Below are 22,123 nucleotides of genomic sequence, written 5' to 3'. Positions count from 1 at the left end.
TATGAGCGAAAAAGGTTGGAAAGTCAGGCCCGCGTCGCTGCCCGACCTGGACGCGCTGACGGAACTGTTCGACGCTTACCGGATGTTCTATCGGCAGGCGTCCGATCCGGAAGGCGCGCGACAGTTTCTGTCGCAGCGGCTGGAGAATCTGCAATCGGTGATTCTGCTGGCCGAACATGCACGAACGGGCGAGGCGGCGGGATTCACGCAGCTTTACCCGACTTTCTCGTCCGTTTCCATGCGTCGGGTCTGGACCCTGAACGATCTCTATGTGCGGCCCGAGCATCGCGGTGCCGGCATCGCCGGGCAGCTGTTGGATGCGGCCAGGGAGCACGCGGAGCTTACGGGCGCCAAAGGACTGCAGCTGTCGACCGCCCCGGATAACCGGACTGCGCAGAAGCTGTACGAAGGCCGGGGATATATCAAGGACGACGAATACTGGCATTATTTTTTGACAATTTAAATAAAGCTGAACGTTGATCGTCCGGACGTCCGCTTAAAATCGGGAGGTGCGGCATGTTCGGTTTTCGGCTCAAAAAGGTGGAAGACATCGAGCCCTGGGGAGAAGAGCCGGATCTTCGTTTCAGCTACTTCGCCCTATCCTACAGTTATTACTGGCTGCGGTTCGGCGAGACCGAATTTCCGCGCTACAACCCGGATTATGTACGGAAGCACTGGAACGGTTACGTCACAGAAGATCCGCATCATTTGGATTATCAGTTTATGCGCGTCTACGACGATACGTTTGCGACTCTGCCGTTTCTGTGCCAATCCGTATCGCCCGAACTGTTTGAGATCATCCGGGACGGGAAGTCGTTGAAGCGGCTGAGGGAGAAGCTGGGCCGCTACAGGGAAGCTCGGGTCGAAGACGAAGTCACCGAAGAAGAGGAAGACCTGTGCGAAACGCTGATTTCTTCTTTGTTCAGCCGGCATATCGATTTTCTGTATCTGATCGGAGCGCCCGAAGTGTTCCTGTTCCGGTACGAAGATCGGATCTATGCGCACGGATTCGCTTTCTATCGGGATGAAGACGGCTGCCCCATGTGGGAAAACGAGATCGTATCGGCGGACTGGGAAATAGGCGAGTTTGTACGGGAGCTGCACCGGTCGAGCCTAACTTTTGTGGACGCGATGGAATTCCAGCTTCGGCGCTTGTTCGCCAATCCGCCGGCCGGGGTCCATTTCGACGCGGAGCAAATGAACATGGAGCAGCAGCAAATGCGGGAAAGCGTAAGTTCGCTGCTGAAGCTTCCGGGAGTGCTGGAAGGAAGCGTCGACGAAGATTGGGACAAGATCGCCGCCGCGCTGCGGCTGCTGGTGAAAGAAGAGCGTTTTGCCTGAGGGATTGGACGAGAGCGAATAGGATCGTATTATCATAAAAATAAGGCTGCCGGAGTTTTCTCCGCGCAGCCCTTTTTGTACCGGTAAACATGAATCCTTTTTTGAATCGTCGATGCAAGCTTACTTCTCGCAGGCGATAAAGTCTTTGTCGCGATCGCTTTTCTTGTTCGCTTCGTACAGTTCCGCCGAGACGAACGGCTTGTATTTGGTTTTGCCGCCTTTGTTTTTGACCGAAGCCGATTTGGCGACGCCGCCTTTGTAGTCTTTGTTCAGTTCGGTGCAGTTTTTATACGTTTTGGCCTGAGCGTGAACGGTTCTCTGCGCGATCGGCACCGCGGCGCCGAGCAGCAGCGCGAAGCTCAGTGTATAAGCCAGTCTTTTTTTCATTGTGGATTTCCCCCTCCGGATTCTCAAGCTGCGGATTGTTCCTGCCGGCCGTTTGCCGGAATCTTCCTTTTTATCGGACAAACCGGGGTGGGGTTTTATAGCAAACGGGAAATCGGCGGGTTGAGCGGGCTTCGTCCCATGCTTTACAATAGAACGAAGAAGTATCGAGGAACAAACGAAGGAGGTCTGTGATGAAAACGCTGGAAGAACTGCGCGCCCGCGGCGACGCCTGGCCTCCGTTGCTGGAAGCGATCGCCTCGGCGTCCAACGATGTGACCGTGTTGAAACGCGACCGGGCGCGCGCCGAAGAAACGCTCGTCGGCCTGCAAATGAGCAGAAGGACCACGCTCGGCGCGGTGGCGCTGGAATGCGGCGGAATACTGATCGACCGGGGCTGGCTGCGCATTCTGGGCTCAGGCCATCCGCAAATTGCGGGCGATATCCGTTCCTGGAACGGGCTCGGACCGAATCCGGAGCCGCTCAAGTTCAAGCCGGAAGGTTGTGTGATCGTCGCTTACGATATCGCCGGCGGATTTTTCGCGGTCAACAACGGGGCGTTCAACGATCATTCGCCGGGCGTGTATTATTTTGCTCCGGATACGCTGGAATGGGAAGATACGGAGAAAAGCTATACCGATTTTCTGGACTGGGCGCTCGGCGGCGATCTGGAGCAGTATTACTCGACGTTCCGCTGGAACGGCTGGGAACAAACCGCTGAAGCGCTGGAAGGCGACCGGGCGCTGCTGATCTACCCTTTTCTATGGTCCGAAGAAGGCCGCGACGTGGAGAAAGCCGATAAAAATCCGGTGCCTGCGACCGAACTTTGGGATATGCAGCAGGATATGCGCAGCCAGCTTCGATTGGAATCCGGCGGCGGACAATAACAAGGAGGACGACGATTATGACCGACAACAACAGTAAACCGGGCGGAAAAAACAAGAAGCCTTTTTCTTTTCGTTTCTGGAACGAGTACGATCCGGACACCGACCGCAGTCTGAAGATCGTATTGGCGTATATCGGGTATTCTTTTTATAAACTGCGGCTGCGCCTGTCTCCGGGAAATAAGGAAGCGGCGGCCAAAGCCGGGCGCCTGCGGAATGTAATCGACCAAGCGAAGAAGATTCGATTTCGGGACGGGATCGTCCGCTCGTAACGGCTTTATTCATTAACAAAGGAAAGCGGGGAATCATAAAATGGCAAAAGCACTGGTAATCGGCGGAACGGGAACATTGGGCAGCGCGGTTACGGCCAGGCTCAAACAGCACGGTCTGGACGTTGTGACGGCGGGCCGCGCAAGCGGAGACGTGCAGGTGGATATGACGGATACGGCCAGCATTTCCGCGCTTTTTGAACAGGTGAAGGATCTGGATCACGTCGTGATCGCGGCGGGCTCGACGCATTACGACGCGGTGCCCGACCTGACGCCGGAGAACAATCTCAAAAGCGTCAACAACAAACTGCTCGGCCAGGTAAACACGGTGCTGCTCGGCCAGCATAAACTCAACGACAACGGCAGCTTTACGCTGGTCAGCGGTATTCTGAAAGAACACCCGATCGCGCGCGGAGCGTCCAGTTCCATGGTCAACGGGGCGATCGACGCGTTTGTGGGCGCCGCCGCGTTCGAACTGCCCCGGGGCATCCGCCTGAACTCGGTGAGCGCCGGCCTGCTGAGCGAATCGGCCGAGAAGTACGCGGATTATTTCAAAGGCTTCAACCCCGTGCCGGCCGAGCGGGTCGCAAACTATTTTGTACGCAGCGTGCTCGGTATCGAAACGGGCAAAGTGTACAAGATCTACGAGTAAGGAGCATCGGCATTGAGCGAAATCCATGAAGAGATCCTGATCCACGCCCCGATCGGCGTTTGCTTCGACGCGGCGCGCGATATCGGGCTGCATCCTCGGACGGTCTGGCCGCATACCCGCGAACGGGCGCTGCCCGGCGGCATAACAGAAGGGAAGATGGAGCTGGGAGACAGGGTCCTGTTCGAAGCGGTGCATTTCGGCGTGCGGCAGCGGCTTCTTTCCGTCGTCGAACAGATGGAGTATCCGTACTTTTTTGTCGATACGATGCGCCGCGGCGCTTTTCGCCATATGACCCATCGGTACGAATTCGAGGAAAAGCCGGGCGGTACGCTGGTGCGGGACATTCTGGTCTTCGCTTCTCCGCTGGGGCCGCTCGGGCGATTGTTCGATCGGCTCGTGCTCAAGCGGTATATGCGGGCTTTTATCCTTTACCGGCAGCGCGAATTGAAAAAGGCGGTCGAAGCTCTGTACGCGGCAGGCGGACATCGCTGAACTTCGGCGCGCCCGCGCGACGCAGGAGCAGAGAATCGCGCGGCGAAAAGTCAAAAAAAGGCTGTCACAGAATGTCCGTTTCGGGGTATGATTGTAAAAAAAATCGCTTGGGGGCTTACGATGAACTACATCAGTACAAGAGGTCAGGTTGAACCGAAAGGCTTTATCGATACCGTCCTGATGGGACTGGGCGAAGACGGCGGACTGATGGTCCCGCAGCAGATTCCGGCCGTAACGACGGAAACGCTTGAGCGGTGGAAAGACCTGCCGTTCCGCGAACTGTTTATCGAGATCTTCTCGCTGTACGCAAATGGGGAAATCCCGGACAAAGATCTGCGGGAGCTGGTCGACGCCAGCTATGCGAATTTCCGCGAACCCGAAGTGACGCCGGTGCGCAAGCTGGACGACGCCCTGTACATTCTGGAGCTGTTCCACGGGCCGACATTCGCGTTCAAAGACGTGGCGCTTCAATTTATGGGCGAATTTTATTCCTACGTCTCCCGGACGCGCGGCGAAATCATTCATATCCTCGGCGCGACTTCCGGCGATACGGGCGCGGCGGCGATCCAGGGCGTGCGCGGCAAAGAAGGCATCAAGATCTGCATTTTGCACCCGCACGGCAAAGTCAGCAAAGTGCAGGAGCTGCAAATGACGACGGTGGACGACGAGAATGTGCTGAACCTGTCGGTCAAAGGCAACTTCGACGACTGTCAGCGGATCATCAAAGAACTATTTACGGATCTGGACTTCAAAGCCAAGTACCATCTGCGCGCGATCAACTCGATCAACTTCGTGCGCATCCTGGCGCAGACCGTTTATTATTTCTATGCCTACTTCCGGGTCAGCGAGCAGCTCGGCGGCGAAGCGGGAAGCAGGAAGATCAACGTCAGCGTGCCGTCCGGCAACTTCGGCAATATCTTCTCGGGCTTCCTGGCGAAAAAAATGGGCCTGCCGATCCACAAGCTGATTATTGCGACCAACGAAAACAATATTCTGGAGCGCTTCGTGCAAACGGGCGAATATCGCCCGGGCGAATTCCGCAAAACGCACAGTCCGTCGATGGATATCCAGGTAGCCAGCAACTTCGAACGTTATCTGTATTATCTGCTGGACGAAGATTCCGCCAAGGTATCGGAGATCATGGGGCATCTGGCGAGCGAAGGCCGCATCTTTATCGAAGGCGAACTGCTGGAGCGCGTGCAGGCGGAATTCCGGGCGCTCGGCGCGAGCAACGAGCAGTGTCTGGAGCTAATCGGCAAATACAAGTCGGAGCGGGATTATCTGCTTGATCCGCATACGGCCTGCGGCGTCGCGGCTTACGAAGCGTTCAACGCAGACGGCGAAGTCACCGCGACGTTCGCGACCGCCCATCCGGCCAAGTTCGACGAAGCGGTCCGGCTGCTCGATATCGCGCAGGAGTTCCCGGTCGAAATTGCCGAGCTGGCGCTCAAAGAGCAGGTACAGACGGTGATCGAAAGCGACAAAGCGGAAGTCACGCGGCAGCTCGAAACCTTTTTCGCTTAACACATACAGCGGCAGACGGCGTTTCCTTCGGGAGCGCCGTTTTGGCGTACACGGGAGTCGAAGCACGTGGATGTTTGACAATTTTGAAAACGTATACATAAAAATCGCCTATACCGCCTGAAATGTACGCGATACGATTGACGTCTCAAAATCGCGCATGGTATGAGTAAGGAGGCAGTACATACAAAACGATTTACAGGGGGAATATTTGTGAAAAAAATCTCAATCTTGGCGATGACGGCGTTAACGGGAATGTCTTTGCTTGCGGCGGGCTGCGGGCAAAAAGAAGCGGCCGCGCCGGCGGAAACGTCGACGGGCAATACGGCTTCGGCGGCGGCTGCCGACGCGGGACCGGTGAAGATGGGCCGGGTGGAAGAAGCGGCGCACGGCACCAAGTCGTTTACGGTCGCGGTAGCGGCGGTTCAGGGCGACAAGATCGTCGGCGCTTCGCTGGACGATTATCAGTTTATGGGCAGCGACGTCGCGACGGGCGTACCGAACTCGGACGACGAATTCGGCGAAGGCTACAAAGACCCCAAAGTCGTGCTCGCTTCCAAACTGGCGAATGCGGATTATTACAGCGATCTGATGAAAGACCATGCCAAAGCGACCAAGCGGATCGACGATTCCCTGCATGAGCTCGAAGCGTTCGCAACAGGCAAAACGATCGCCGAGCTGGAAAGCGCCCTAGAAGGCAAAAGCCCCGAAGAAATGGTCGATGCGGTCAGCGGCGCGACGCTCCAGGACACCAAAGGCTACCTGACGGCGATCCTGGACGCGGCCAAAGCGGCCAAATAAATTTTTCGATTTATTAAGTGAAAAAAGTAACAATATGGCTTGAGCGGATTCAAGCGCATTTACGCATAAAGTTTCGGACGGTCCGGTTCAACGGGCTGCCCGAAACTTTTTTATTTTTGTTCTCGCCATGCTCGCCGAATCGGTTTAGAATGAAAAGGGAATTATGGAATACATAGAAGAAAGAAGAGGGATAAGGATTGAATAGAGCGGAAAGGGATTTCAAAAAGCAGTTGAGGAAGCGCAGATGGATCGGCTGGTCGTGCACACTGTTCTTCGGGTTCTGTCTTGCCGTGGCGGTCGCGATAGGCGACGTCCTGTTTAGTCTGCTGAGTCTGCTGATGACCGGACTGGGCATCTGGGTACTCGCAGGCGCAAGAAAGATGAGCGCGTATACTTCGGACTACCGTCCGGGCGAAGGTTTCAAGCGTTTTCGCAAAACGAGAGGCCAGAAGCTGCGCGCGCTGACGCTGACCCAGTGGGCGATCCTTGTCTTCGCGGCGGCGGTGCTGGTGTTCGATGCGGGCAGCCACACAACGATGCTTACGGTATCGCTGGTCAGCCTGCTGTCGATCCAGTTCTACATCAAGCCGAGAATCAAACTGCACCGCAGCGTGGACGCCCTGGTACTGGACGAACTTCGATATGTCGGGCTGTTTGCGCCGGAGGAAGAAGTGCGTGCTCTGTACAAAGATTTCGAATTGTGGACCGACGCGCGTCCGGGCAGCATGGTTCTGGCGGCTACCCGGTACGATTATGTCGCCGCCGCGCTGCGGCCTGACGGACACTTCGACGCCGTTCGCATTCCGCTGACGGAAGTGCGGCAGCTCCGCATCCAGAACACGGGCATGTCGGGCCGCGCGCTGCTGCTGTCGGTCGGCGACGGACGCTACGAGCAGATCGAACGCCATCTGCGCGGCCGCAGCCGGACCGACTCGCCCGAGGAATTCATTTCCGATTTCCTCGCGATTCTCGACGAATGCCGGCCCGGCTATGAACGGCCGCAGAACGATTCGTGGCCGGCATAAACAAGGCGGCGTTCCGGTCCGGATCGCCGGGGCGCGATAAAGGACGGCACTCCGCCGTCCTTTTTTTGCGTTGGCTTCCAGCGGTTTGCGCGCAGAAAATGACGATGCCCGCCGATTCGGGTATGCTGGTAGAAGAGCATCGCAGAATCGAGACAAGGGAGTGCTGAGCGATATGGAACAATTGGCCTGGATCGGAACGGGATATATGGGGCTGCCGATGGCCCGGAATTTGTTGAAAGCGGGTTATCCGCTGCGCGCGTTCAACCGGACGGCCGCCAAAGCGGAGCCGCTTGCCGATCACGGAGTGGAGCTTGCGCAGTCGCCGCGGGCGGCGTGCGAAGGCGCGAAGGCCGTTTTCGTCATGCTGACGAAAGGCTCGGCGGTCGAGGACGTCCTGAACGGCGCGGACGGAGTGCTGGCCGGTCTCGGCGCGGGAGCGCTGGTCGTCAATATGAGCACGATCGCGCCGGACGAAGCGCGGGAGTTCGCGCGGCTGACGGAAGAAGCGGGCGGCGTGTATGTGGACGCGCCGGTGTCCGGCTCGGTCGGTCCCGCGGAGAACGGTCAGCTGGTTATTCTGGCGGGAGGCGACGAACAAGCGGTCGACGCCTGCAAGCCGTACTTCGAGATTCTCGGCAAAAAAACGATCCGCTTCGGGGAAGCCGGCGCGGGCAGCTCGGCCAAGCTGTCGATCAATCTGCTGCTGGGCGTGATGGCGCAGGGCATCTCGGAAGCGCTGCTGATCGGCGAACATGCGGGATTGGACCGGGCGCAGCTGATCGAAATGATCGGCGAATCGGCGGTCAATACGCCGATGCTGGCCGGCAAGAAAGACATGTGGATGAACGAAGAGTTTCCGGCGGCGTTTATGGTGAGTCTGCTGTCGAAAGACCTGGGCCTGCTGGCCGCGGAAGCGCGGCGGGAGCAGATCGATCTGCCGCTGGCCGAAGCCGTCAACCGCACCTACGCCTCCGCCGTGCAGAGCGGTCTGGACGAACAGGATATGGCCGCGATCTGGACAGAGCTCAAGCGGCGCATGCCGGAGCGGAAACAATGAACCGTTCGGCGCCTGCGGCTTGCATTCGCGCATGTTCGGTCTGCCGGGCGCGCCGCGGCAAGGATGACGATAAGGAGTTTAGACAGGTATGAAAGCTAAAGGAATCGCCTTGAAAATATTTGCCGCGCTGCTGCTGATCGGCTACGGCGGCTGGCTGCTGTATTTGATGTTCTGGGGGTTCGGACGGGCGGAACATCTGAGCCTGAATCACGATTTGCGGTACAACCTGAAGCCGCTGGAAACGATCCGGCTGTTCGCCCGTTCGGCAAGCTGGCACAATATCCGCGCGCCGCTGATCAATCTGGCCGGCAACGTGGCGCTGTTCGTGCCGTTCGGCATTCTGTTTCCGTTCCTGTTTCGCGGCTGGCGGGGGTACTTCCGGTTTATATTCCGCTTCCTGATCCTGATCGCCGCGCTGGAGCTGCTTCAGGGCGTATCGGGCGTGGGCGTGGCGGATGTGGACGACCTGATCCTGAACGGGCTCGGCGCGACGCTCGGCTATGCGTTGTACAAGCTGGGCGGCGGCAACAAGCGGAAAGCAAAAAGCCGCGCTTCCGGCCGATCTCCGTCTGCGCGCAGACGGGAAGAGGCGGCGCGCAAAAGGAGGCGGTAGGAGATGAAGCTGCTGATCCAGGCTATATCGCTGTACTGGGACAAAGAAGTGCGCGGCGGTCCGTACGCAGGACTGCGCAAAGAAGCCGAATCCTTCGAGCTGCCGCCGGCCGAATCTTTTTCATTCGGCGCCGGGTCCGTAATAAGCGCCGGGGCAAACGCCGTCTACGTGCACGAATTGTCGCTGCGGCACAATCCGGGCGGCTTGAATAAATTTCGGGAAAACTGCGCGGGTTACGAGCTGTCCGCGGGAACCGTTTTCGACAAGCAGGAAGGATTGAGATTTTCGCTGCCGGAAGACCGGCGGGAATTGAACGTCCGTTTCCGCTACAGTCCCGCTTTCGGCAGGCCGATCCGTACCGACGGGCTCAGCGGGCTGCTGGACGAGCCCGCTTTCGCGCTGGCGTCCGAACAGTACGGCAGAATCGTCGTGAACGGCAGGCATCCCCGGGACGACGGCAGTTTGTACGAACTGCGGATCTGGAATATTCGCTGCGCGGAGAAATACCGGAAGAATGCTTTTACCGCCGACTTGCCGGAGCGCATCTACGATAAGCGCGCGTCTTTATACCGCGGCTGATTAAGATAAAATTGTAACTTTCGCCTTCCGCCGCGCGTTTAGAGGATAACGACCTTTATTTATTCGCGGAAGGAGGCAGGGAAGATGTGCTTGTTTACAAATCGAATCAGGCCGCTTTGGAGTCTGCTCGGCGTGCTGGCGATCGCTGCGGCCGCTCTACTCGGCGGACTGTTGGCGGAGACGAAGCCGGCATACGCGTGCAGCTGCGCGCTGGGAAGTTTGGACGAAAAGCTCGAATGGGCCGGCCAAGTGTTTGCGGGAACGGTGACGGACGTTCGAAAGCCGGGACCGGGCTTGAACGGAACGATTTCCAGCGGCGACCCGGTTTCGTATACGTTCGAGGTGGAACGCGCCTGGAAAGGGCGGGTCTACGAAACGACGACTTTGGAAACGCCGAGAGGTTCGGAATCCTGCGGAGCTTCGTTTACCAATGGACAAAAATATCTGGTATTCGCCCGCGAAAACGGAGGCGTGCTGACGACTTCGCTTTGTTCCGGCAATGAGCTCTACGACGGCTCCGTCGAGCCTATCGTCAAGCGGCTCGGGGAGCCCGTCGAACTGACGGCGGGCGCTTCTCCCGGCACGCCCGGCTCGGGCCGCTCCGTCCTGCGGATGATAGCGCCGATCGCGGCCGCCGCCGTTATTCTGTGCGCGGCGCCGATTATCTTGATCCGCCGGCGCAGACGCTCGCAGGCAGCCGGTAGATGAAGGAGAACCGCGCCAGTGAAGCGGAACGCAGGCGGGCAAGGAGCGGGAACGAACGCAAAGAGCGCGCGGAGAAATGCCGCGCGCCCGGGGTGTAGAGAAAGGCGGGTAGGGTTCCAAACGGAAAATAGCGCCGCAGTTACACTTATTTGGGGCGAAACGCTTCGGTTTGTTCAAATAGCGACACAGGTGCAACTATTCGAGAGCCAAAGGCCGAATCGAAGCGCAAAAGCTCGAAATAATTGTACGAGCGCAGTTATTTTCTCGAAAACGTAAGATTAAGCCTGAATAAGAGTCTATACGCAGCTATTTTGGATTCGCCCTGCCGCTCGCTTTATTTTCTCGGCTCCTTGCCCGACCGACCTTTCATTCCGATCGAGCCTACCTATTAGGTTGACGTCAAGTCGCTTCTCGACAATCCAAGCGCGCGGAGAAATACCGCGCGCTCTTGAAAGCGGGGAGACGGTGAAGCCGGACAGCGGATCGGGGAAGATCCGGGTCGCTTGCGCTAGGTTCCGCTTCCGTTCGGAGCCGCTTGCGTCAGCGGGTCGGCTTGCCGCCCAGCAGTTCGAAGATGATCTTCGCGTTGTCCGTGTTGTCGATCAGACCGGCGAAGCGTTCGCTGCTCGGGCCGTACGCGTATACCGGAACGTCTTCGCCGGTGTGTCCGCCCGTCGTCCAGCCGGTGAACGAGCGCGTATCGAAGATCTTCTCGATCGCGTTGTCGATCGTCGTCACGTCTTTGGTCGCAGCCGCTTTCTTAACCGAAGCCCGTTCTTCCTGCGTCAGCTTCAGCTTGATATTTTGCAGCAGAACGCGGTCGACCGGTTCGCCCGCGGCGATCTTCGCCGCCATGTAATCCGGCGTATGTACGGCCGCTTTGATCGGGGTCACGTCGAAGTTGTATTCGCCGTTTGCGCCCAGGCTCAGTCCGCCCGTCGAATGGTCGGCGGTCGTCACGACCAGCGTATTGCCGTCTTTCTTGGCGAAATCGATCGCCGCCCGGAAGGCGCGCTCGAAGTCTTCCATCTCGCTCATGGCCGCGACCACGTCATTATCGTGTCCGGCCCAGTCGATCTGGCTGCCTTCGATCATCAGGAAAAAGCCTTTGTCGTTCTTGCTCAGGCGGCTGATCGCCGCGTCTGTCATCTCTTCCAGCGAAGGGGTGGCCGAGGTGCGGTCGATCATTTTGTCGAGTCCGCCCGTGGCGAACAGCCCGAGCAGCTGATCGTTTTTATTCGCCAGCAGCCCTTTGCGGTCGGTGACGTAGCCGAAGCCGGCTTTTTTGAATTCGGCCGTCAGGTCGCGGTCTTTGCGCACGAAGTTGCCGCGGCCTCCGCCGAGCATGACGTCGATCTTGTGCTTGCCGCCGATCATTTCGTCGAAATAGTCGTCGGCCAGCGAATCCATGTTTTTGCGGTTGGGATCGTGCGCGCCGTAAGCGGCCGGCGTGGCGTGCGTGATCTCGGACGTGGCGACGAGGCCCGTCGACATGCCGTTTTCCTTGGCCTGCTCCAGCACCGTTTTGACGTTCGTTTCGTCGTTGTCGACGGCGATCGCCGCATTGTACGTTTTGACGGCGGCGGACATGGCTGTGGCGGCGGAAGCGGAGTCCGTGATATTCTGGTGCTCGTCTTCCGGGTAAGTCGTCTGTGCGCCCACCAGGTACGAATCGAACGCCGTTTTTTCCATCAGCTTCGTCGACGGCTTGTCTTTCATATAACGGTGGGCGGCCATATACGAAGGTCCCATTCCGTCGCCGATCAGGAAAATAACGTTTTTGGCGGTGCCGGATGCGGGTGCTGCGACAGCCGCGGCTGAATCGGCGCTCGGAGCGGCGACTCCCGTCACCACCGTACCGGCGGTGAGCGTCAGGCCGAGCAGGGCCGGAAATCCTTTTTTCAACAGACTGTAAATCGTAATCTCCTCCTTCGGATGATGAAAATAGGCGGTTTGCGCCGATAGCTTGAACACATGCTCAAGTATAGAAATCGAATGTGAACGCAGGCGGAGTTTTTTGTCAAAACCTTGTAAAAGGCATAAAGTATCGTTTCGTTTACAAGACCGCTTCCCTTTCTCTTCTCCGGCGAGTAAAGTGGAAGCAAACGAATCGGGGAGGGATCGGGAAATGCAAAAATTGTTCGAGTACAACTGGCTGGTGCGGGGCGAATGGTTCGATTGGTGCGGGCAGGTGCCGGAAGAAGAATTGACGCGGGAGCGGACGGGCGGCTTCGGCAGCATTTTGAAAACGCTGGTTCACGTGGTGGATATCGAGCATGCGTGGATTCGCGGGCTGATGGGCGAACCGGAAAGCCATTATCCGTTCGAGCCGTACGCGACGCTTGAAGCGGCGCGGAAGCTGTCGGACGAAGCCGCGGCCGAGATCCGTCCGTTCGTGCTGGACTGGACCGACGAGCTGGACGACAAACGGATGGATATCTTTACATACGGCGATATTATGCGGCATCTGATCGCGCACGAGATTCATCATATCGGGCAGCTCTCGATCTGGTCGAGAGAACTGGGACTCAAGCCGGTATCGGCCAATTTGATCTTGAGAGGACCGCGCTGACCGGAAAGAACCGGTAAAGAAAACGGACAGAGCAGAACCTCCGCGCCCAAAATGCGCGGACGCGAAAGGTGAGGAAGCAGCTTGACGATCTTTTATTTGATCCGGCACGGCGAACCGGACTGGCATACGTACAAGCCGCTGAATCTGAAAGGCAACGGCCGGGATCTGGTGCCGCTGACGGCGGAAGGAGAGCGGCAGGTGCAAGCGGCGGCGGGCGATTCCCGGCTCAAGGACGCCGGGCTGATCCTGTCTTCGCCGTATACGCGGGCGATGCAGACGGCCGCGATCCTGTCGAGGCGGCTGGACCTTGAACTCAAGGTTGAATACGATCTGCGCGAATGGCAGCCGGACCTGACGTTCGAGTACGACAGCGAAGAGCGGATGCGGGAGCTGCGCGACGATTACAACCGGAGCGGCGGCGCATATCCGGACGGAGAGCGGCGGCTGTGGGAAAGCCGGAGCGCGCTGCTCCGGCGTATCAACGGCGTATTGGAGCGGTATTCGGACCGCGGCAAAGTGATTGTGGCGGGGCACGGCACCCTGTTCGGGACGCTGATCGGACGCGCCGATATCGCGCTGGCGGAGATTGTGGAATACGATCCGGAGGCGGACGCCGAATGAGGGGCAGCCGAAGCCGGACGCACCGCCGGAAGCGGTATCCGCTCAGGCGGAGCTTCTATCTGGCCGCGCTGCTGGCCTGCCTGGGCCTCGGACTGGCTTCGCGGGCTTACGCTGCCGCGCTGCCGCCCTGGCTGGCGGAGAGCGCGGGCGACGCGCTCTGGGCGTCGATGGTCTACTTCGGCATCCGGCTGCTGCTGCCGGGGCGCCGCGCGCTGCTCGGAGCGCTGCTTGCGCTGGCGTTCAGCTTCGCCATCGAGTTCAGCCAGCTCTACCGGGCCGGCTGGCTTGATAGTCTGCGCGCCCAACGTCTGGGCGCGCTGGTGCTCGGCCGCGGCTTCCTGCCGGCCGATCTGCTGCGCTACGCGGCCGGCGTTCTGTGCGCCCTGGCGATCGATATCGCCGTTGTCGCGGCCGTCAAGCGCGGGCGAAAAGCGCGCAGGCGTCGAACGCGCGCAAGATGAACCGGGCGCAAATTGGCGCAATCGGGCGAAGGGAGGGATATGCCCGTGAAGAAAACGGTAATCGGCGGGGTATTGACCCTGGCCGGAGCCTGGCTGACCGGGTGCATTTTTGTTGCGGCCGCGCTGTTCGTGCCGAATATGTCCACCTGGCAGGGCACCCGGCTGTGGTACGCGATTTACGGCAGCGGAACTTACGAATCGGTAATTAAACAAAGCATGGCGCTCGGCGTTCCGTTTACCGCCGGCGTGCTGATGTTTGCGCTGGGCCTTGTGGTCCTGGGCATCGAATACTTTCGCCCGGAGGAGAACCGCCGCGCGCCGGCCGGAGAGCCGGCCCGGCCTTCTTCGACTTCCGCTTCCGCGGCATCCCCGTCCGCCGGACTGAGCGAGTCCGGAAGCCCGCCGGAGGAAGAACTCCCGACCATGACAAAAATAACCCAGGATGACGGACAGGAGCGCATATGATCGAAATTCGCGGCATTCAAACCCCGGAGCTTCCGCTGCTGGGCGCTTTATACGAAGAACTGCTGGACAAACCGTCCGATCCCGCCGCGATGGCGGAAACGTTTGCGGCAATCGAACACGATCCGAATTATTACCTGCTCGGCGCCTATGACGGCGAGCGTCTGCTGGGCAGCGTAATGGGCGTGGTCTGCCGCGACTTGATCGCCGACTGCCGGCCGTTTATGGTCGTGGAGAACGTGATCGTGTCCGCAGCGGCGCGCGGCAAGCGCGTCGGGCGGCTGCTGATGGAAGAATTGGAGCGGACCGGGCGCGAGCTGCGCTGCGGGTATGCGCTGCTCGTGTCGAGCGGCTACCGCAAAGAAGCGCACGCATTCTACGAATCGCTCGGCTACGACGAAGATGTGCGGGGGTTCCGCAAACGGCTGGATCGATAAGATCCGGCTTTCTTTTTTTTAGTAAAAGTTTAAAACCCGTCTTGTAATCGCTTTAGCTCCTGTGTTAGAATGACATCAACAACAGGATTGTGACCGGTAACGCGGGCAATGCCTAAGTTAAATCAAATACCATTAACTCGATTTGCGCTTCGTGTCGACTTGATGTTATTTGCATTAACTTAGGCTTTTTTTATAGCCTCATCCGGAAAAAAGCGGGATCGGGCAACCGGAAACGCGGAAGCTGCACTCGGGAGTGAGAACGATGATTATTGAAAAAGTGCTGAATAACAACGTGCTGCTCACCCGGAACGCCAAAGGAAAAGAAGTCATTGTGATGGGACGGGGGATTTCGTTCAACAAGGTGATCGGCGATCGGGTGGACGAGCACAAAATCGATAAAATTTTCATGCTGAATACGAACGAGCTGACGGCGCGTTTGACCGAACTGCTGAACGAAATTCCGGTCTCGCACCTGGAAGTCGTCAAAGCGATCGTGGAGCATGCGGGAACGGTGCTCGGCACCGAACTGAACGACAATATTTACCTGACGCTGACCGACCACATCTCGTACGCGATCGAGCGGCAGAAAAAAGGCATCGAGTTCAAGAACGCCATGCTGTTCGAGATCAAGCGGTTCTACAAAAAGGAATACGCCATCGGGCAGGACGCCATCCGCATGATCGACGAAGCGATCGGCGTCAAGCTGCCGGAAGACGAAGCGGGCTTTATCGCGCTGCATATCGTCAACGCCCGCACGGACGGCGCGGAGATGCGCATGACGATCGAGATGACGGAGATCGTGCACCACATCCTCAATATCGTCACTTACCATTACGGCATCGTGCTCGACGAGTCGTCGCTGAGCTACTCCCGCTTCCTGACGCATCTGCAGTATTTCTCGATGCGGCTGCTGCGCAAAGAAGTGCATCAGAGCGGCGAGGATTTCCTGTACGATCAGGTGAGCAAAAGTTACAAGCAGGCGTTCGACTGCGTGAAGAAGATCGACGAATACCTGCAAAACACGTATCAGCAGTCCCTCAGCAAAGACGAATACGTTTATCTGACGATCCATATCCAGCGGATCACGATGCGCGCCGAGTCGTAACACATTCGATCGGCGGGCCCACCATAATCGCATAGCATCATCTCCATTGGGAAACAGGGTGTAACTGGTCATGCAGGCAAAACCTGAGCTGGTGAGAGAACAAACGTTTTAATTTCGAGCGGCGAATCCGTAATCGGGTTTCCGCCAGGGAAGCGTCTGTTCCGTCACGAGTTCAGGTTTTTCTGCGTTTTACGGAGGCGAAAACGGCAGCCGGCGCCGCTTTTGTCGAGGATAAAACGCAGCAGAATCCGCTCGGTTCAACCCGAATTCGATATCCATCCAAAATCAAGCAGAGAGGGTGTCATCATGAGCGCCAAAGATCAGGAAATCGCCAAGAAAGTCATCGAAGGAGTCGGAGGGGAAAGCAACGTCAGTTCCGTGTTCCACTGCGCGACGCGTCTCAGATTCAAATTGAAAGACACAAGCAAAGCCGATAAAGACGGGCTGAGCAAGACCCCGGGCGTCGTCACCGTCGTCGAAAGCGGCGGGCAGTTCCAGGTCGTCATCGGCAACAACGTGCCCGAAGTATTCAAAGGCATTATGGATCAAACCAAACTCAAAGACGCGGAAAGCGCGGACAACAGCGAAACGACGGAAGAAAAAGGCAGCTGGCTGAACCGCGCGGTCGACCTGATCTCCAGCATCTTCTCGCCGCTGCTCGGCGCGCTGGCCGGGGCCGGGGTGCTCAAAGGCCTGGTCGCCCTGTTCCTCGTGCTCGGCTGGATCAACCAGGAATCCGGGACATACCTGATTCTCAACGCGGCTTCGGACAGCGTGTTCACGTTCCTGCCGGTGTTCCTGGCCATCACGTCGTCGCGCCGTTTCAAGACCAATACGTTCGTCTCCGTCGCCATCGCGGGCGCGCTGGTGTATCCGGCGATCGCCACGGCGCAGGGCGCTGGCGCTTCCCTGTATTTCCTCGGGATTCCGATCGTGCTCGTGACGTATACGTCGACCGTTATCCCGATCATCCTGGCGGTGTGGGTGCAGTCTTACGTCGAACGCTTCTTCGCTTCGTTTATCCATCAATCGGTCAAAAATATTCTCGTGCCGATGTTTACGCTGCTCGTGGTCGTGCCGCTGACGTTCCTGGCGTTCGGTCCGGTCGGCAATATCGTCAGCGAAGGATTGGCCAGCGGTTACACCTGGCTGTACAACCTGAGTCCGATCGTGGCGGGTCTGATCGCCGGCGGATTCTGGCAGGTATTCGTAATCTTCGGGGTGCACTGGGGCTTCGTGCCGATCATGCTCAGCAACCTGGGCGAGCTCGGCTACGATACGATGCTGCCGATGCTGGCGGCGCCGGTGCTGGCGCAGGCCGGCGCGGTGCTCGGGATCTTCCTCAAAACGAAAAACCGCGAGCTCAAAGCGCTGTCCGGTTCGACGACGGTTGCCGGGATCTTCGGGATTACCGAGCCCGCGATCTACGGCATTACGCTGAAATATAAAAAGCCGTTTATTCTCGCTTGTATCGGCGGAGCGGTGGGCGCCGCGATTATCGGCGCGGGCGGCGGACGGGCGATCTCGTTCGCGCTGCCGAGCGTATTGGCGATCCCGGCTTATGTCGGCACAGGCTTCGCCATGACGGTCGTCGGCATCGCCGTCGCGTTCTTCCTGTCGGCGCTGCTGAACTTCGTATTCTTCAAAGACGCGCAGGTTGAAGGAACTTCAGCCGCGGCCGTAACCGCGGACGGCGAACCGGCTTCGGCCCGTCCGGAAGAAGCGGTCTCCGCTTCGGCCGACAGCCTGGTCAAGAAAGAAATCATCGTCAGCCCGCTGGAAGGCGAAGTCAAACCGCTCGATACGCTGCCCGACCCCGCGTTCTCCTCGGGCGCGATGGGACAGGGGATCGTGGTCGATCCGATTTCGGGCCGCCTGACTTCGCCGGCCGCCGGCACGGTGACGACCGTGTTCCCGACGGGCCACGCGATCGGCATCACGACCGACGGCGGCGCACAGCTGCTGATCCACGTCGGCGTCAACACCGTCCGGCTCAAAGGGCAGTTCTTCGATAAAAAGGTCCAAGAAGGCGACCGCGTCGAAGTCGGCCAGCTGCTGCTCGAATTCGATCTGGAACAGATCAAAGCGGCGGGTTACGTGACGGCGACTCCGGTCATCGTGACCAACTCCGCCGATTATCTGGACGTGCTCAAAACGACCGAGTCTTCGGTCAACAACGGCGGTTATCTGCTGACGGCCGTAGTCTAAGCGCTGGTTGTCGGTTTGGACCGGCACAACGCCCGCTGCATGAAAAGCCCCGCGGCTTCGAATTCCGAAGCCGCGGGGCTTTTCGCCGTTTGCGCGCGCGGATTCACGGAACGAACCGACAAAGCAGGACGCGTTATATTTTTGGCAAAGAAATGGTTTCATTATGTGAAGATTGGATGAATCCGAAAAAGTGTTCGTTTGAAAAAGCCCCCTGGGGTTAACTATTGATTGTGTGTGTTTTTTATACTTCATCTACAATACTGGGAGGAAACCGGAAATGTTCAAACGCATGGAAGAGATCATGATCGAGATTCCGGATGTCGAAAAACCGGATGCCAACGCCGCCGCGGCCGTGCAGGAACTGCTCGGAGGCAAATTCGGGGAGATGTCCACGCTGAACAATTACCTGTTCCAATCGTTCAATTTCCGTTCCAAAGAAAAACTGAGACCGTTCTACGACCTGGTGATGAGCATCACCGCCGAGGAACTGGGGCACGTCGAGCTGGTCAGCCACGCGATCGGCAAGATCTATCAGGGCGGCACCAAGCCGGGCGATCCGGACAAAACTCCGCTCGAATCGATTAAAGACGCCCGATTCTCGTATCCGTTCCTGGCCGGCGGCCAGGGGGCGATGCCGTTCGATTCGATGGGGAACCCGTGGACCGGCGCCAACGTGTTCAACAGCGGCAATCTGGTGGAAGACCTGCTGCATAACTTCTTCCTGGAAGTCGGAGCGAGAACCCACAAGATGAAAGTATACGAATTGACCGATCATCCGGCTGCGCGGGCCGTTGTCGGCTTCCTGCTGGTGCGCGGAGGCGTCCACGTCGTGGCTTACGCCAAAGCGCTCGAAGTGGCGACCGGCGTCAATGTCACCAAGCTGATCCCGATCCCGTCGCTGGACAACCGCAAGTTCAACGAAGCGAGAAAATACGAGGAAAAAGGCGTGCATACGAAGCTGTATACGTGGAGCGACAACGACTTCGGCACGATCGACCAGATCTGGAAAGGCACGCACCCGGAAGACGGATCGCCGCTTGAAGTCATTGCCGGCGTGCCGAAAGGCGTTCCGATTCCGGAAGCGCCGGCGGTCGACGAAGAATTCGCGCCGGGCATTTCCGCGGAAGATTTCAAAGCGATTGCCAAGCGCCTGAAACAAGCGGGCAATATTTCGGAATAACGCAAGCCGATTGGCATATATTCGCATCAAAAAGCCGCCCCGCGCCGAGTCTTCGGTTTGCGTGGCGGCTTGTTTGCGTATGGAGAAAAGCGGTCCGGACCGAGCGCTCGGCGCTTAATTGCCGCCCTGAAGCAGCTTGGCGATCCGGACCATGTCCGCGTTGTCGAGAGCGGTCAGACCGGACATCAGCTTGCAGCCGTCTTCGAAGCCGACCCGACGGTCCAGGCCGAGCAGCACCGCTTCGGTATACATCGGCCAGACGGTGGAATCGAAGCCGTGCAGCAGCTGCGGCAGATAGCACTCGGTTTCGCGCAGAATCTGCCGGATGCGGCGCACGGTGCCGCGGTCGTCTTCCGGCGACTGCATCTCGATCAGCACGCGCAGGCAGCGGTCGCGCTGCGGCATGGACGCGAAGATTTCGGCGTCTTCCGGCGAAGACAGCCCGGCCTCCACGCCGATGCCGCGCTTCAGCAGGGCGGCGATTACCGGCTCCGCGTCTTCCTCGTTTACGTTGACGGAGACGTAATCGGGCAGTACGTTCCAGGCCCGGATGCACTCCAGCCGCGCCACGGGATCGGGCAGGATGCGCCAGGCGGTGGACAGGCCGACGGGGATTCCCGGCACCTTTTCCCGAACGACCCGCAGCAGCCGGTCCACATCGGCCGGTTCCATGCTTTCTTCGCCGTGTTCGGCGTAGACGTGAATATGCAGTTCATCCGCGCCGGCGAGCACGGCTTTCTCCGCTTCCGCGGCGACTTCTTCCGGCGTATGCGGGACCGCCGCATGGTAATCGCGGCTGCGCGAACCGTTCAGACAGGCCTGAAGCATCTTTTCTCCTCCTCCGATTCCGGACATGGCGCGATGGATAAGCCGGCGGTTCTATCCGCTCAAGGGAGCTCCGGGCAGAAGCGGCGCAGGCTTGGGGATTCAGTATAGCCGATCGGCAAAGCGGGAGCAAGTGCTCGCATAAAATCGTCACAAAGAAAAAAATGCAAATACTGTTTGTCGATTCAAAATGAACAAGAAACCGACTAGTAAGTTTGCCTCATTTTAGCGGGGGGTTTACCGGACTAAAGTACGGATTGTTCTGCGCTTTCTAATAAAAAAAAGCGGATTTCCGATATCTTTTTATATAATGATAGAAAAAAAGATGCGAGAATACCCAGGGGGTGCCCAATGCGAGTCCATGTAACGGAGCTTCAACACGGCGATATGCTGAGAGAAGACGCGTTCAACCCGATCGGTCTGCATGTGCTGCCGCGCGGCACGGTGATCAAAACGGAAGAAACCGATCTGCTGAACCGGCATCGGATCGACTACGTCGAAATCGAACCCCGGGGCGGCGATACGGGAGCGGGCGTACTGAGCCGGGCGATGCAAAGCCATATCGAGCTTGCGATCCGCGGTTATCAGTCGATCTTTCTGGAAGCGCTGACGAGCGGCAAATTCGATGAGGAAACGGTGGATATGCAGCTCGAACCCCTGCTGCGCGCGGTCGACGACCACCGGGATATCGTATCGCTGCTGCTGGTGCTGGAGCGCGAGGACGTCAGCTTGTACAACCACTCGATGCAGGTCGGGATGCTGTCTTATTACATAGCGACATGGCTCGGTTATTCGCGAGGGGAATGCTACGCAATCAGCAAATGCGGCTACCTGCACGATATCGGCAAAAGCAAGATTTCCCCGACGATCCGCAACCGGACGGATAATCTGACGGAGTACGACCGGCAGGAGCTGCGCAAGCACGCCAAGCTGGGTTACGACGTTATTCTTAAGTCGATGGAAGACAAAGTCACGGCGCTGGTCGCCTGGCAGCACCACGAGCGCGAAGACGGCACGGGGTATCCGCAGGGACTGACCAAGCCGGATATTCATCCTTACGCGCAGATCGTAGCGGTCGCCGATACCTATCTCAGATTGTCGGAAGGCAGGAAAGACGCGCCGAAGCGGGCGCTGCTCGACGTGCTGCACGAAGTGTACGAACTGGGCTTCGGCAAGCTGAACGAAAAGCCGGTCCAGGCGCTCGTCCAGCACCTGATGTCGAATCTGATCGGCAAGAGCGTGCGCTTGAACAACGGGGAGACCGGAACGATCATCCTCAACAATCCGTCGGATATTTTCAAACCGCTCGTCCGGGTGGACGATCAGTTCCGCGACCTGTCGCGCGAGCGCGGGCTCGCCGTCGAAGAAGTATTCGTTTAGAATATAAAAGCATCGGGTGTTTACCGGCTCGCTCGGAGCTCTGGAAAAGACTTTCTTTTGCGGAAAGTCTTTTTTTGCTTGAAGCCGCTTTGCGGCGGGAACTTTGAAGGAGGAATACATATGCAGCCGAAGTGGTTGGAATGGGCGCGGCAAATCCAGGCGATCAGCCAGGCGGGTCTGGAATACTCGCGGGATGTGTACGATCTGGAACGATTTCCAAATGCTGAGGGAACTCAGGCTGCTGGCCGTGCTGGACAAAAAGTTCCACGAACATCCGGTCTCGCCTTTTTACGTCTATAAGATGTTTATCCGCTGCGAAATTACCGGGGGAGAAGCGGCGAGCGGCATCGAGACGAGCGAGGTCGGATTTTTCGGCGAAGACGAACTGCCGCCGCTGTCGGCCGAACGCAATACGCAGGCGCAGGTGCGCGAACTGTTTGCGTTTCTGCGCGAGCCGGATCGACCGGCATGGATAGACTAAGGTCCGGCATGAGCCGACGGAAAGAAAGGGATACGAAGCGATGGAAAAAGAAACAAAAAACGGAGAAA

25 protein-coding genes and 1 pseudogene are annotated in these 22,123 nt (G+C 58.2%); 23 read left to right on the top strand and 3 right to left on the bottom strand.

Annotated features, from left to right (window positions below):
* The first annotated feature begins 1 nt into the window (after position 1).
* Complete coding sequence (locus QWJ34_RS13930; protein WP_302728670.1) at positions 2-463, top strand: GNAT family N-acetyltransferase; 462 nt, start codon at positions 2-4, stop codon at positions 461-463.
* 53 nt (positions 464-516) lie between these two features.
* The gene (locus tag QWJ34_RS13925; RefSeq protein ID WP_302728668.1) at positions 517-1,341 is read left to right on the top strand and encodes a DUF5984 family protein; all 825 of its coding nucleotides are present in this window, start codon (positions 517-519) and stop codon (positions 1,339-1,341) included.
* 120 nt (positions 1,342-1,461) lie between these two features.
* Here QWJ34_RS13925 and QWJ34_RS13920 read toward each other — a convergent pair whose 3' ends face one another.
* The gene (locus tag QWJ34_RS13920; RefSeq protein ID WP_302728666.1) at positions 1,462-1,728 is read right to left on the bottom strand and encodes an excalibur calcium-binding domain-containing protein; all 267 of its coding nucleotides are present in this window, start codon (positions 1,726-1,728) and stop codon (positions 1,462-1,464) included.
* Between the two features lie 191 nt (positions 1,729-1,919).
* Here QWJ34_RS13920 and QWJ34_RS13915 point away from each other — a divergent pair, with 191 nt between their 5' ends.
* The 11 genes from QWJ34_RS13915 (at position 1,920) to QWJ34_RS13865 (ending at position 10,326) form a co-directional block, all read left to right on the top strand.
* A complete protein-coding gene (locus QWJ34_RS13915; protein WP_302728664.1) occupies positions 1,920-2,612 on the top strand; it encodes a DUF2625 family protein in 693 nt (230 codons plus the stop codon).
* Between the two features lie 17 nt (positions 2,613-2,629).
* Positions 2,630-2,881 carry a hypothetical protein gene (locus QWJ34_RS13910; protein ID WP_302728662.1) on the top strand — a complete coding sequence of 84 codons (252 nt, stop codon included), beginning with the start codon at positions 2,630-2,632 and terminating at the stop codon, positions 2,879-2,881.
* A gap of 40 nt (positions 2,882-2,921) precedes the next feature.
* Complete coding sequence (locus QWJ34_RS13905) at positions 2,922-3,530, top strand: short chain dehydrogenase (RefSeq protein ID WP_302728660.1); 609 nt, start codon at positions 2,922-2,924, stop codon at positions 3,528-3,530.
* 12 nt (positions 3,531-3,542) lie between these two features.
* Positions 3,543-4,022 (top strand): SRPBCC family protein, encoded by a 480-nt coding sequence (locus QWJ34_RS13900; protein WP_302728658.1) that lies wholly within the window; start codon positions 3,543-3,545, stop codon positions 4,020-4,022.
* Between the two features lie 120 nt (positions 4,023-4,142).
* On the top strand, positions 4,143-5,546 hold the full coding sequence (thrC, locus tag QWJ34_RS13895) for a threonine synthase (RefSeq protein WP_302728656.1): 1,404 nt from the start codon (positions 4,143-4,145) through the stop codon (positions 5,544-5,546).
* Positions 5,547-5,756: 210 nt separating this feature from the next.
* Entirely contained in the window at positions 5,757-6,344 is a 588-nt protein-coding gene (locus QWJ34_RS13890; protein ID WP_302728655.1) for a hypothetical protein, read from the top strand.
* A 197-nt stretch (positions 6,345-6,541) separates the two neighbouring features.
* Complete coding sequence (locus QWJ34_RS13885; protein ID WP_302728653.1) at positions 6,542-7,369, top strand: hypothetical protein; 828 nt, start codon at positions 6,542-6,544, stop codon at positions 7,367-7,369.
* Positions 7,370-7,541: 172 nt separating this feature from the next.
* Positions 7,542-8,426, top strand: coding sequence for an NAD(P)-dependent oxidoreductase (locus QWJ34_RS13880; RefSeq protein WP_302728651.1), 885 nt, complete (start codon positions 7,542-7,544; stop codon positions 8,424-8,426).
* 88 nt (positions 8,427-8,514) lie between these two features.
* The gene (locus QWJ34_RS13875) at positions 8,515-9,039 is read left to right on the top strand and encodes a VanZ family protein (protein ID WP_302728650.1); all 525 of its coding nucleotides are present in this window, start codon (positions 8,515-8,517) and stop codon (positions 9,037-9,039) included.
* A 3-nt stretch (positions 9,040-9,042) separates the two neighbouring features.
* Positions 9,043-9,618 carry a hypothetical protein gene (locus QWJ34_RS13870; protein ID WP_302728649.1) on the top strand — a complete coding sequence of 192 codons (576 nt, stop codon included), beginning with the start codon at positions 9,043-9,045 and terminating at the stop codon, positions 9,616-9,618.
* A gap of 84 nt (positions 9,619-9,702) precedes the next feature.
* Complete coding sequence (locus tag QWJ34_RS13865) at positions 9,703-10,326, top strand: hypothetical protein (protein ID WP_302728648.1); 624 nt, start codon at positions 9,703-9,705, stop codon at positions 10,324-10,326.
* A gap of 537 nt (positions 10,327-10,863) precedes the next feature.
* On the opposite strand, the gene QWJ34_RS13860 is transcribed toward QWJ34_RS13865, so the two are convergent.
* Positions 10,864-12,240 carry an alkaline phosphatase gene (locus QWJ34_RS13860; protein ID WP_302728811.1) on the bottom strand — a complete coding sequence of 459 codons (1,377 nt, stop codon included), beginning with the start codon at positions 12,238-12,240 and terminating at the stop codon, positions 10,864-10,866.
* A 211-nt stretch (positions 12,241-12,451) separates the two neighbouring features.
* On the opposite strand from QWJ34_RS13860, the gene QWJ34_RS13855 reads away from it, so the two are divergent.
* The 8 genes from QWJ34_RS13855 to QWJ34_RS13820 all read left to right on the top strand — a co-directional run bounded on the left by QWJ34_RS13855 (position 12,452) and on the right by QWJ34_RS13820 (position 19,369).
* Complete coding sequence (locus QWJ34_RS13855; RefSeq protein WP_302728647.1) at positions 12,452-12,895, top strand: DinB family protein; 444 nt, start codon at positions 12,452-12,454, stop codon at positions 12,893-12,895.
* An 81-nt stretch (positions 12,896-12,976) separates the two neighbouring features.
* Entirely contained in the window at positions 12,977-13,516 is a 540-nt protein-coding gene (locus QWJ34_RS13850) for a histidine phosphatase family protein (protein ID WP_302728646.1), read from the top strand.
* Entirely contained in the window at positions 13,513-13,977 is a 465-nt protein-coding gene (locus QWJ34_RS13845) for a ribosomal maturation YjgA family protein (RefSeq protein ID WP_302728644.1), read from the top strand. Before QWJ34_RS13850 ends, QWJ34_RS13845 begins: the two co-directional genes overlap by 4 nt.
* Before the next feature lie 45 nt (positions 13,978-14,022).
* Positions 14,023-14,442, top strand: a complete 420-nt coding sequence (locus tag QWJ34_RS13840) for a hypothetical protein (protein ID WP_302728642.1) — start codon at positions 14,023-14,025, stop codon at positions 14,440-14,442.
* The gene (locus QWJ34_RS13835; protein WP_302728640.1) at positions 14,439-14,876 is read left to right on the top strand and encodes a GNAT family N-acetyltransferase; all 438 of its coding nucleotides are present in this window, start codon (positions 14,439-14,441) and stop codon (positions 14,874-14,876) included. The genes QWJ34_RS13840 and QWJ34_RS13835 overlap by 4 nt, the downstream gene beginning before the upstream one ends.
* A 262-nt stretch (positions 14,877-15,138) precedes the next feature.
* Entirely contained in the window at positions 15,139-15,981 is an 843-nt protein-coding gene (gene licT / locus QWJ34_RS13830; protein WP_302728638.1) for a BglG family transcription antiterminator LicT, read from the top strand.
* Between the two features lie 306 nt (positions 15,982-16,287).
* Positions 16,288-18,189 (top strand): beta-glucoside-specific PTS transporter subunit IIABC, encoded by a 1,902-nt coding sequence (locus tag QWJ34_RS13825; RefSeq protein ID WP_302728636.1) that lies wholly within the window; start codon positions 16,288-16,290, stop codon positions 18,187-18,189.
* Positions 18,190-18,466: 277 nt separating this feature from the next.
* Complete coding sequence (locus tag QWJ34_RS13820; protein WP_302728634.1) at positions 18,467-19,369, top strand: manganese catalase family protein; 903 nt, start codon at positions 18,467-18,469, stop codon at positions 19,367-19,369.
* A 114-nt stretch (positions 19,370-19,483) separates the two neighbouring features.
* On the opposite strand, the gene QWJ34_RS13815 is transcribed toward QWJ34_RS13820, so the two are convergent.
* Complete coding sequence (locus tag QWJ34_RS13815; RefSeq protein ID WP_302728632.1) at positions 19,484-20,197, bottom strand: 3-keto-5-aminohexanoate cleavage protein; 714 nt, start codon at positions 20,195-20,197, stop codon at positions 19,484-19,486.
* Between the two features lie 348 nt (positions 20,198-20,545).
* Between QWJ34_RS13815 and QWJ34_RS13810 the strand changes: the two genes are divergently transcribed.
* Both QWJ34_RS13810 and QWJ34_RS13805 read left to right on the top strand, forming a co-directional pair.
* Entirely contained in the window at positions 20,546-21,574 is a 1,029-nt protein-coding gene (locus QWJ34_RS13810) for an HD-GYP domain-containing protein (RefSeq protein WP_302728630.1), read from the top strand.
* A gap of 120 nt (positions 21,575-21,694) precedes the next feature.
* A pseudogene (locus QWJ34_RS13805) lies at positions 21,695-22,055 on the top strand (NUDIX hydrolase).
* The last annotated feature ends 68 nt before the right edge of the window (positions 22,056-22,123 follow it).

The organism is Saccharibacillus sp. CPCC 101409 (assembly GCF_030518235.1).
Classification (GTDB): domain Bacteria; phylum Bacillota; class Bacilli; order Paenibacillales; family Paenibacillaceae; genus Saccharibacillus.
The sequence above is the reverse complement of the archived record's forward strand: the minus strand, read 5'-3'. Positions and strand labels throughout refer to the sequence as shown.

What these genes read in the sequence shown, in the direction of transcription:
- QWJ34_RS13845 (WP_302728644.1), top strand. Translation starts at nt 13,513, where the DNA reads ATGAGGGGCAGCCGAAGCCGGACGCACCGCCGGAAGCGGTATCCGCTC.
- thrC (WP_302728656.1), top strand. Translation starts at nt 4,143, where the DNA reads ATGAACTACATCAGTACAAGAGGTCAGGTTGAACCGAAAGGCTTTATC.
- QWJ34_RS13875 (WP_302728650.1), top strand. Translation starts at nt 8,515, where the DNA reads ATGAAAGCTAAAGGAATCGCCTTGAAAATATTTGCCGCGCTGCTGCTG.
- QWJ34_RS13910 (WP_302728662.1), top strand. Translation starts at nt 2,630, where the DNA reads ATGACCGACAACAACAGTAAACCGGGCGGAAAAAACAAGAAGCCTTTT.
- QWJ34_RS13880 (WP_302728651.1), top strand. Translation starts at nt 7,542, where the DNA reads ATGGAACAATTGGCCTGGATCGGAACGGGATATATGGGGCTGCCGATG.
- QWJ34_RS13905 (WP_302728660.1), top strand. Translation starts at nt 2,922, where the DNA reads ATGGCAAAAGCACTGGTAATCGGCGGAACGGGAACATTGGGCAGCGCG.
- QWJ34_RS13930 (WP_302728670.1), top strand. Translation starts at nt 2, where the DNA reads ATGAGCGAAAAAGGTTGGAAAGTCAGGCCCGCGTCGCTGCCCGACCTG.
- QWJ34_RS13915 (WP_302728664.1), top strand. Translation starts at nt 1,920, where the DNA reads ATGAAAACGCTGGAAGAACTGCGCGCCCGCGGCGACGCCTGGCCTCCG.
- QWJ34_RS13810 (WP_302728630.1), top strand. Translation starts at nt 20,546, where the DNA reads ATGCGAGTCCATGTAACGGAGCTTCAACACGGCGATATGCTGAGAGAA.
- QWJ34_RS13815 (WP_302728632.1), bottom strand. Translation starts at nt 20,197, where the DNA reads ATGCTTCAGGCCTGTCTGAACGGTTCGCGCAGCCGCGATTACCATGCG.
- QWJ34_RS13925 (WP_302728668.1), top strand. Translation starts at nt 517, where the DNA reads ATGTTCGGTTTTCGGCTCAAAAAGGTGGAAGACATCGAGCCCTGGGGA.
- QWJ34_RS13820 (WP_302728634.1), top strand. Translation starts at nt 18,467, where the DNA reads ATGTTCAAACGCATGGAAGAGATCATGATCGAGATTCCGGATGTCGAA.
- QWJ34_RS13855 (WP_302728647.1), top strand. Translation starts at nt 12,452, where the DNA reads ATGCAAAAATTGTTCGAGTACAACTGGCTGGTGCGGGGCGAATGGTTC.
- QWJ34_RS13920 (WP_302728666.1), bottom strand. Translation starts at nt 1,728, where the DNA reads ATGAAAAAAAGACTGGCTTATACACTGAGCTTCGCGCTGCTGCTCGGC.
- QWJ34_RS13835 (WP_302728640.1), top strand. Translation starts at nt 14,439, where the DNA reads ATGATCGAAATTCGCGGCATTCAAACCCCGGAGCTTCCGCTGCTGGGC.
- QWJ34_RS13870 (WP_302728649.1), top strand. Translation starts at nt 9,043, where the DNA reads ATGAAGCTGCTGATCCAGGCTATATCGCTGTACTGGGACAAAGAAGTG.
- QWJ34_RS13865 (WP_302728648.1), top strand. Translation starts at nt 9,703, where the DNA reads ATGTGCTTGTTTACAAATCGAATCAGGCCGCTTTGGAGTCTGCTCGGC.
- QWJ34_RS13825 (WP_302728636.1), top strand. Translation starts at nt 16,288, where the DNA reads ATGAGCGCCAAAGATCAGGAAATCGCCAAGAAAGTCATCGAAGGAGTC.
- licT (WP_302728638.1), top strand. Translation starts at nt 15,139, where the DNA reads ATGATTATTGAAAAAGTGCTGAATAACAACGTGCTGCTCACCCGGAAC.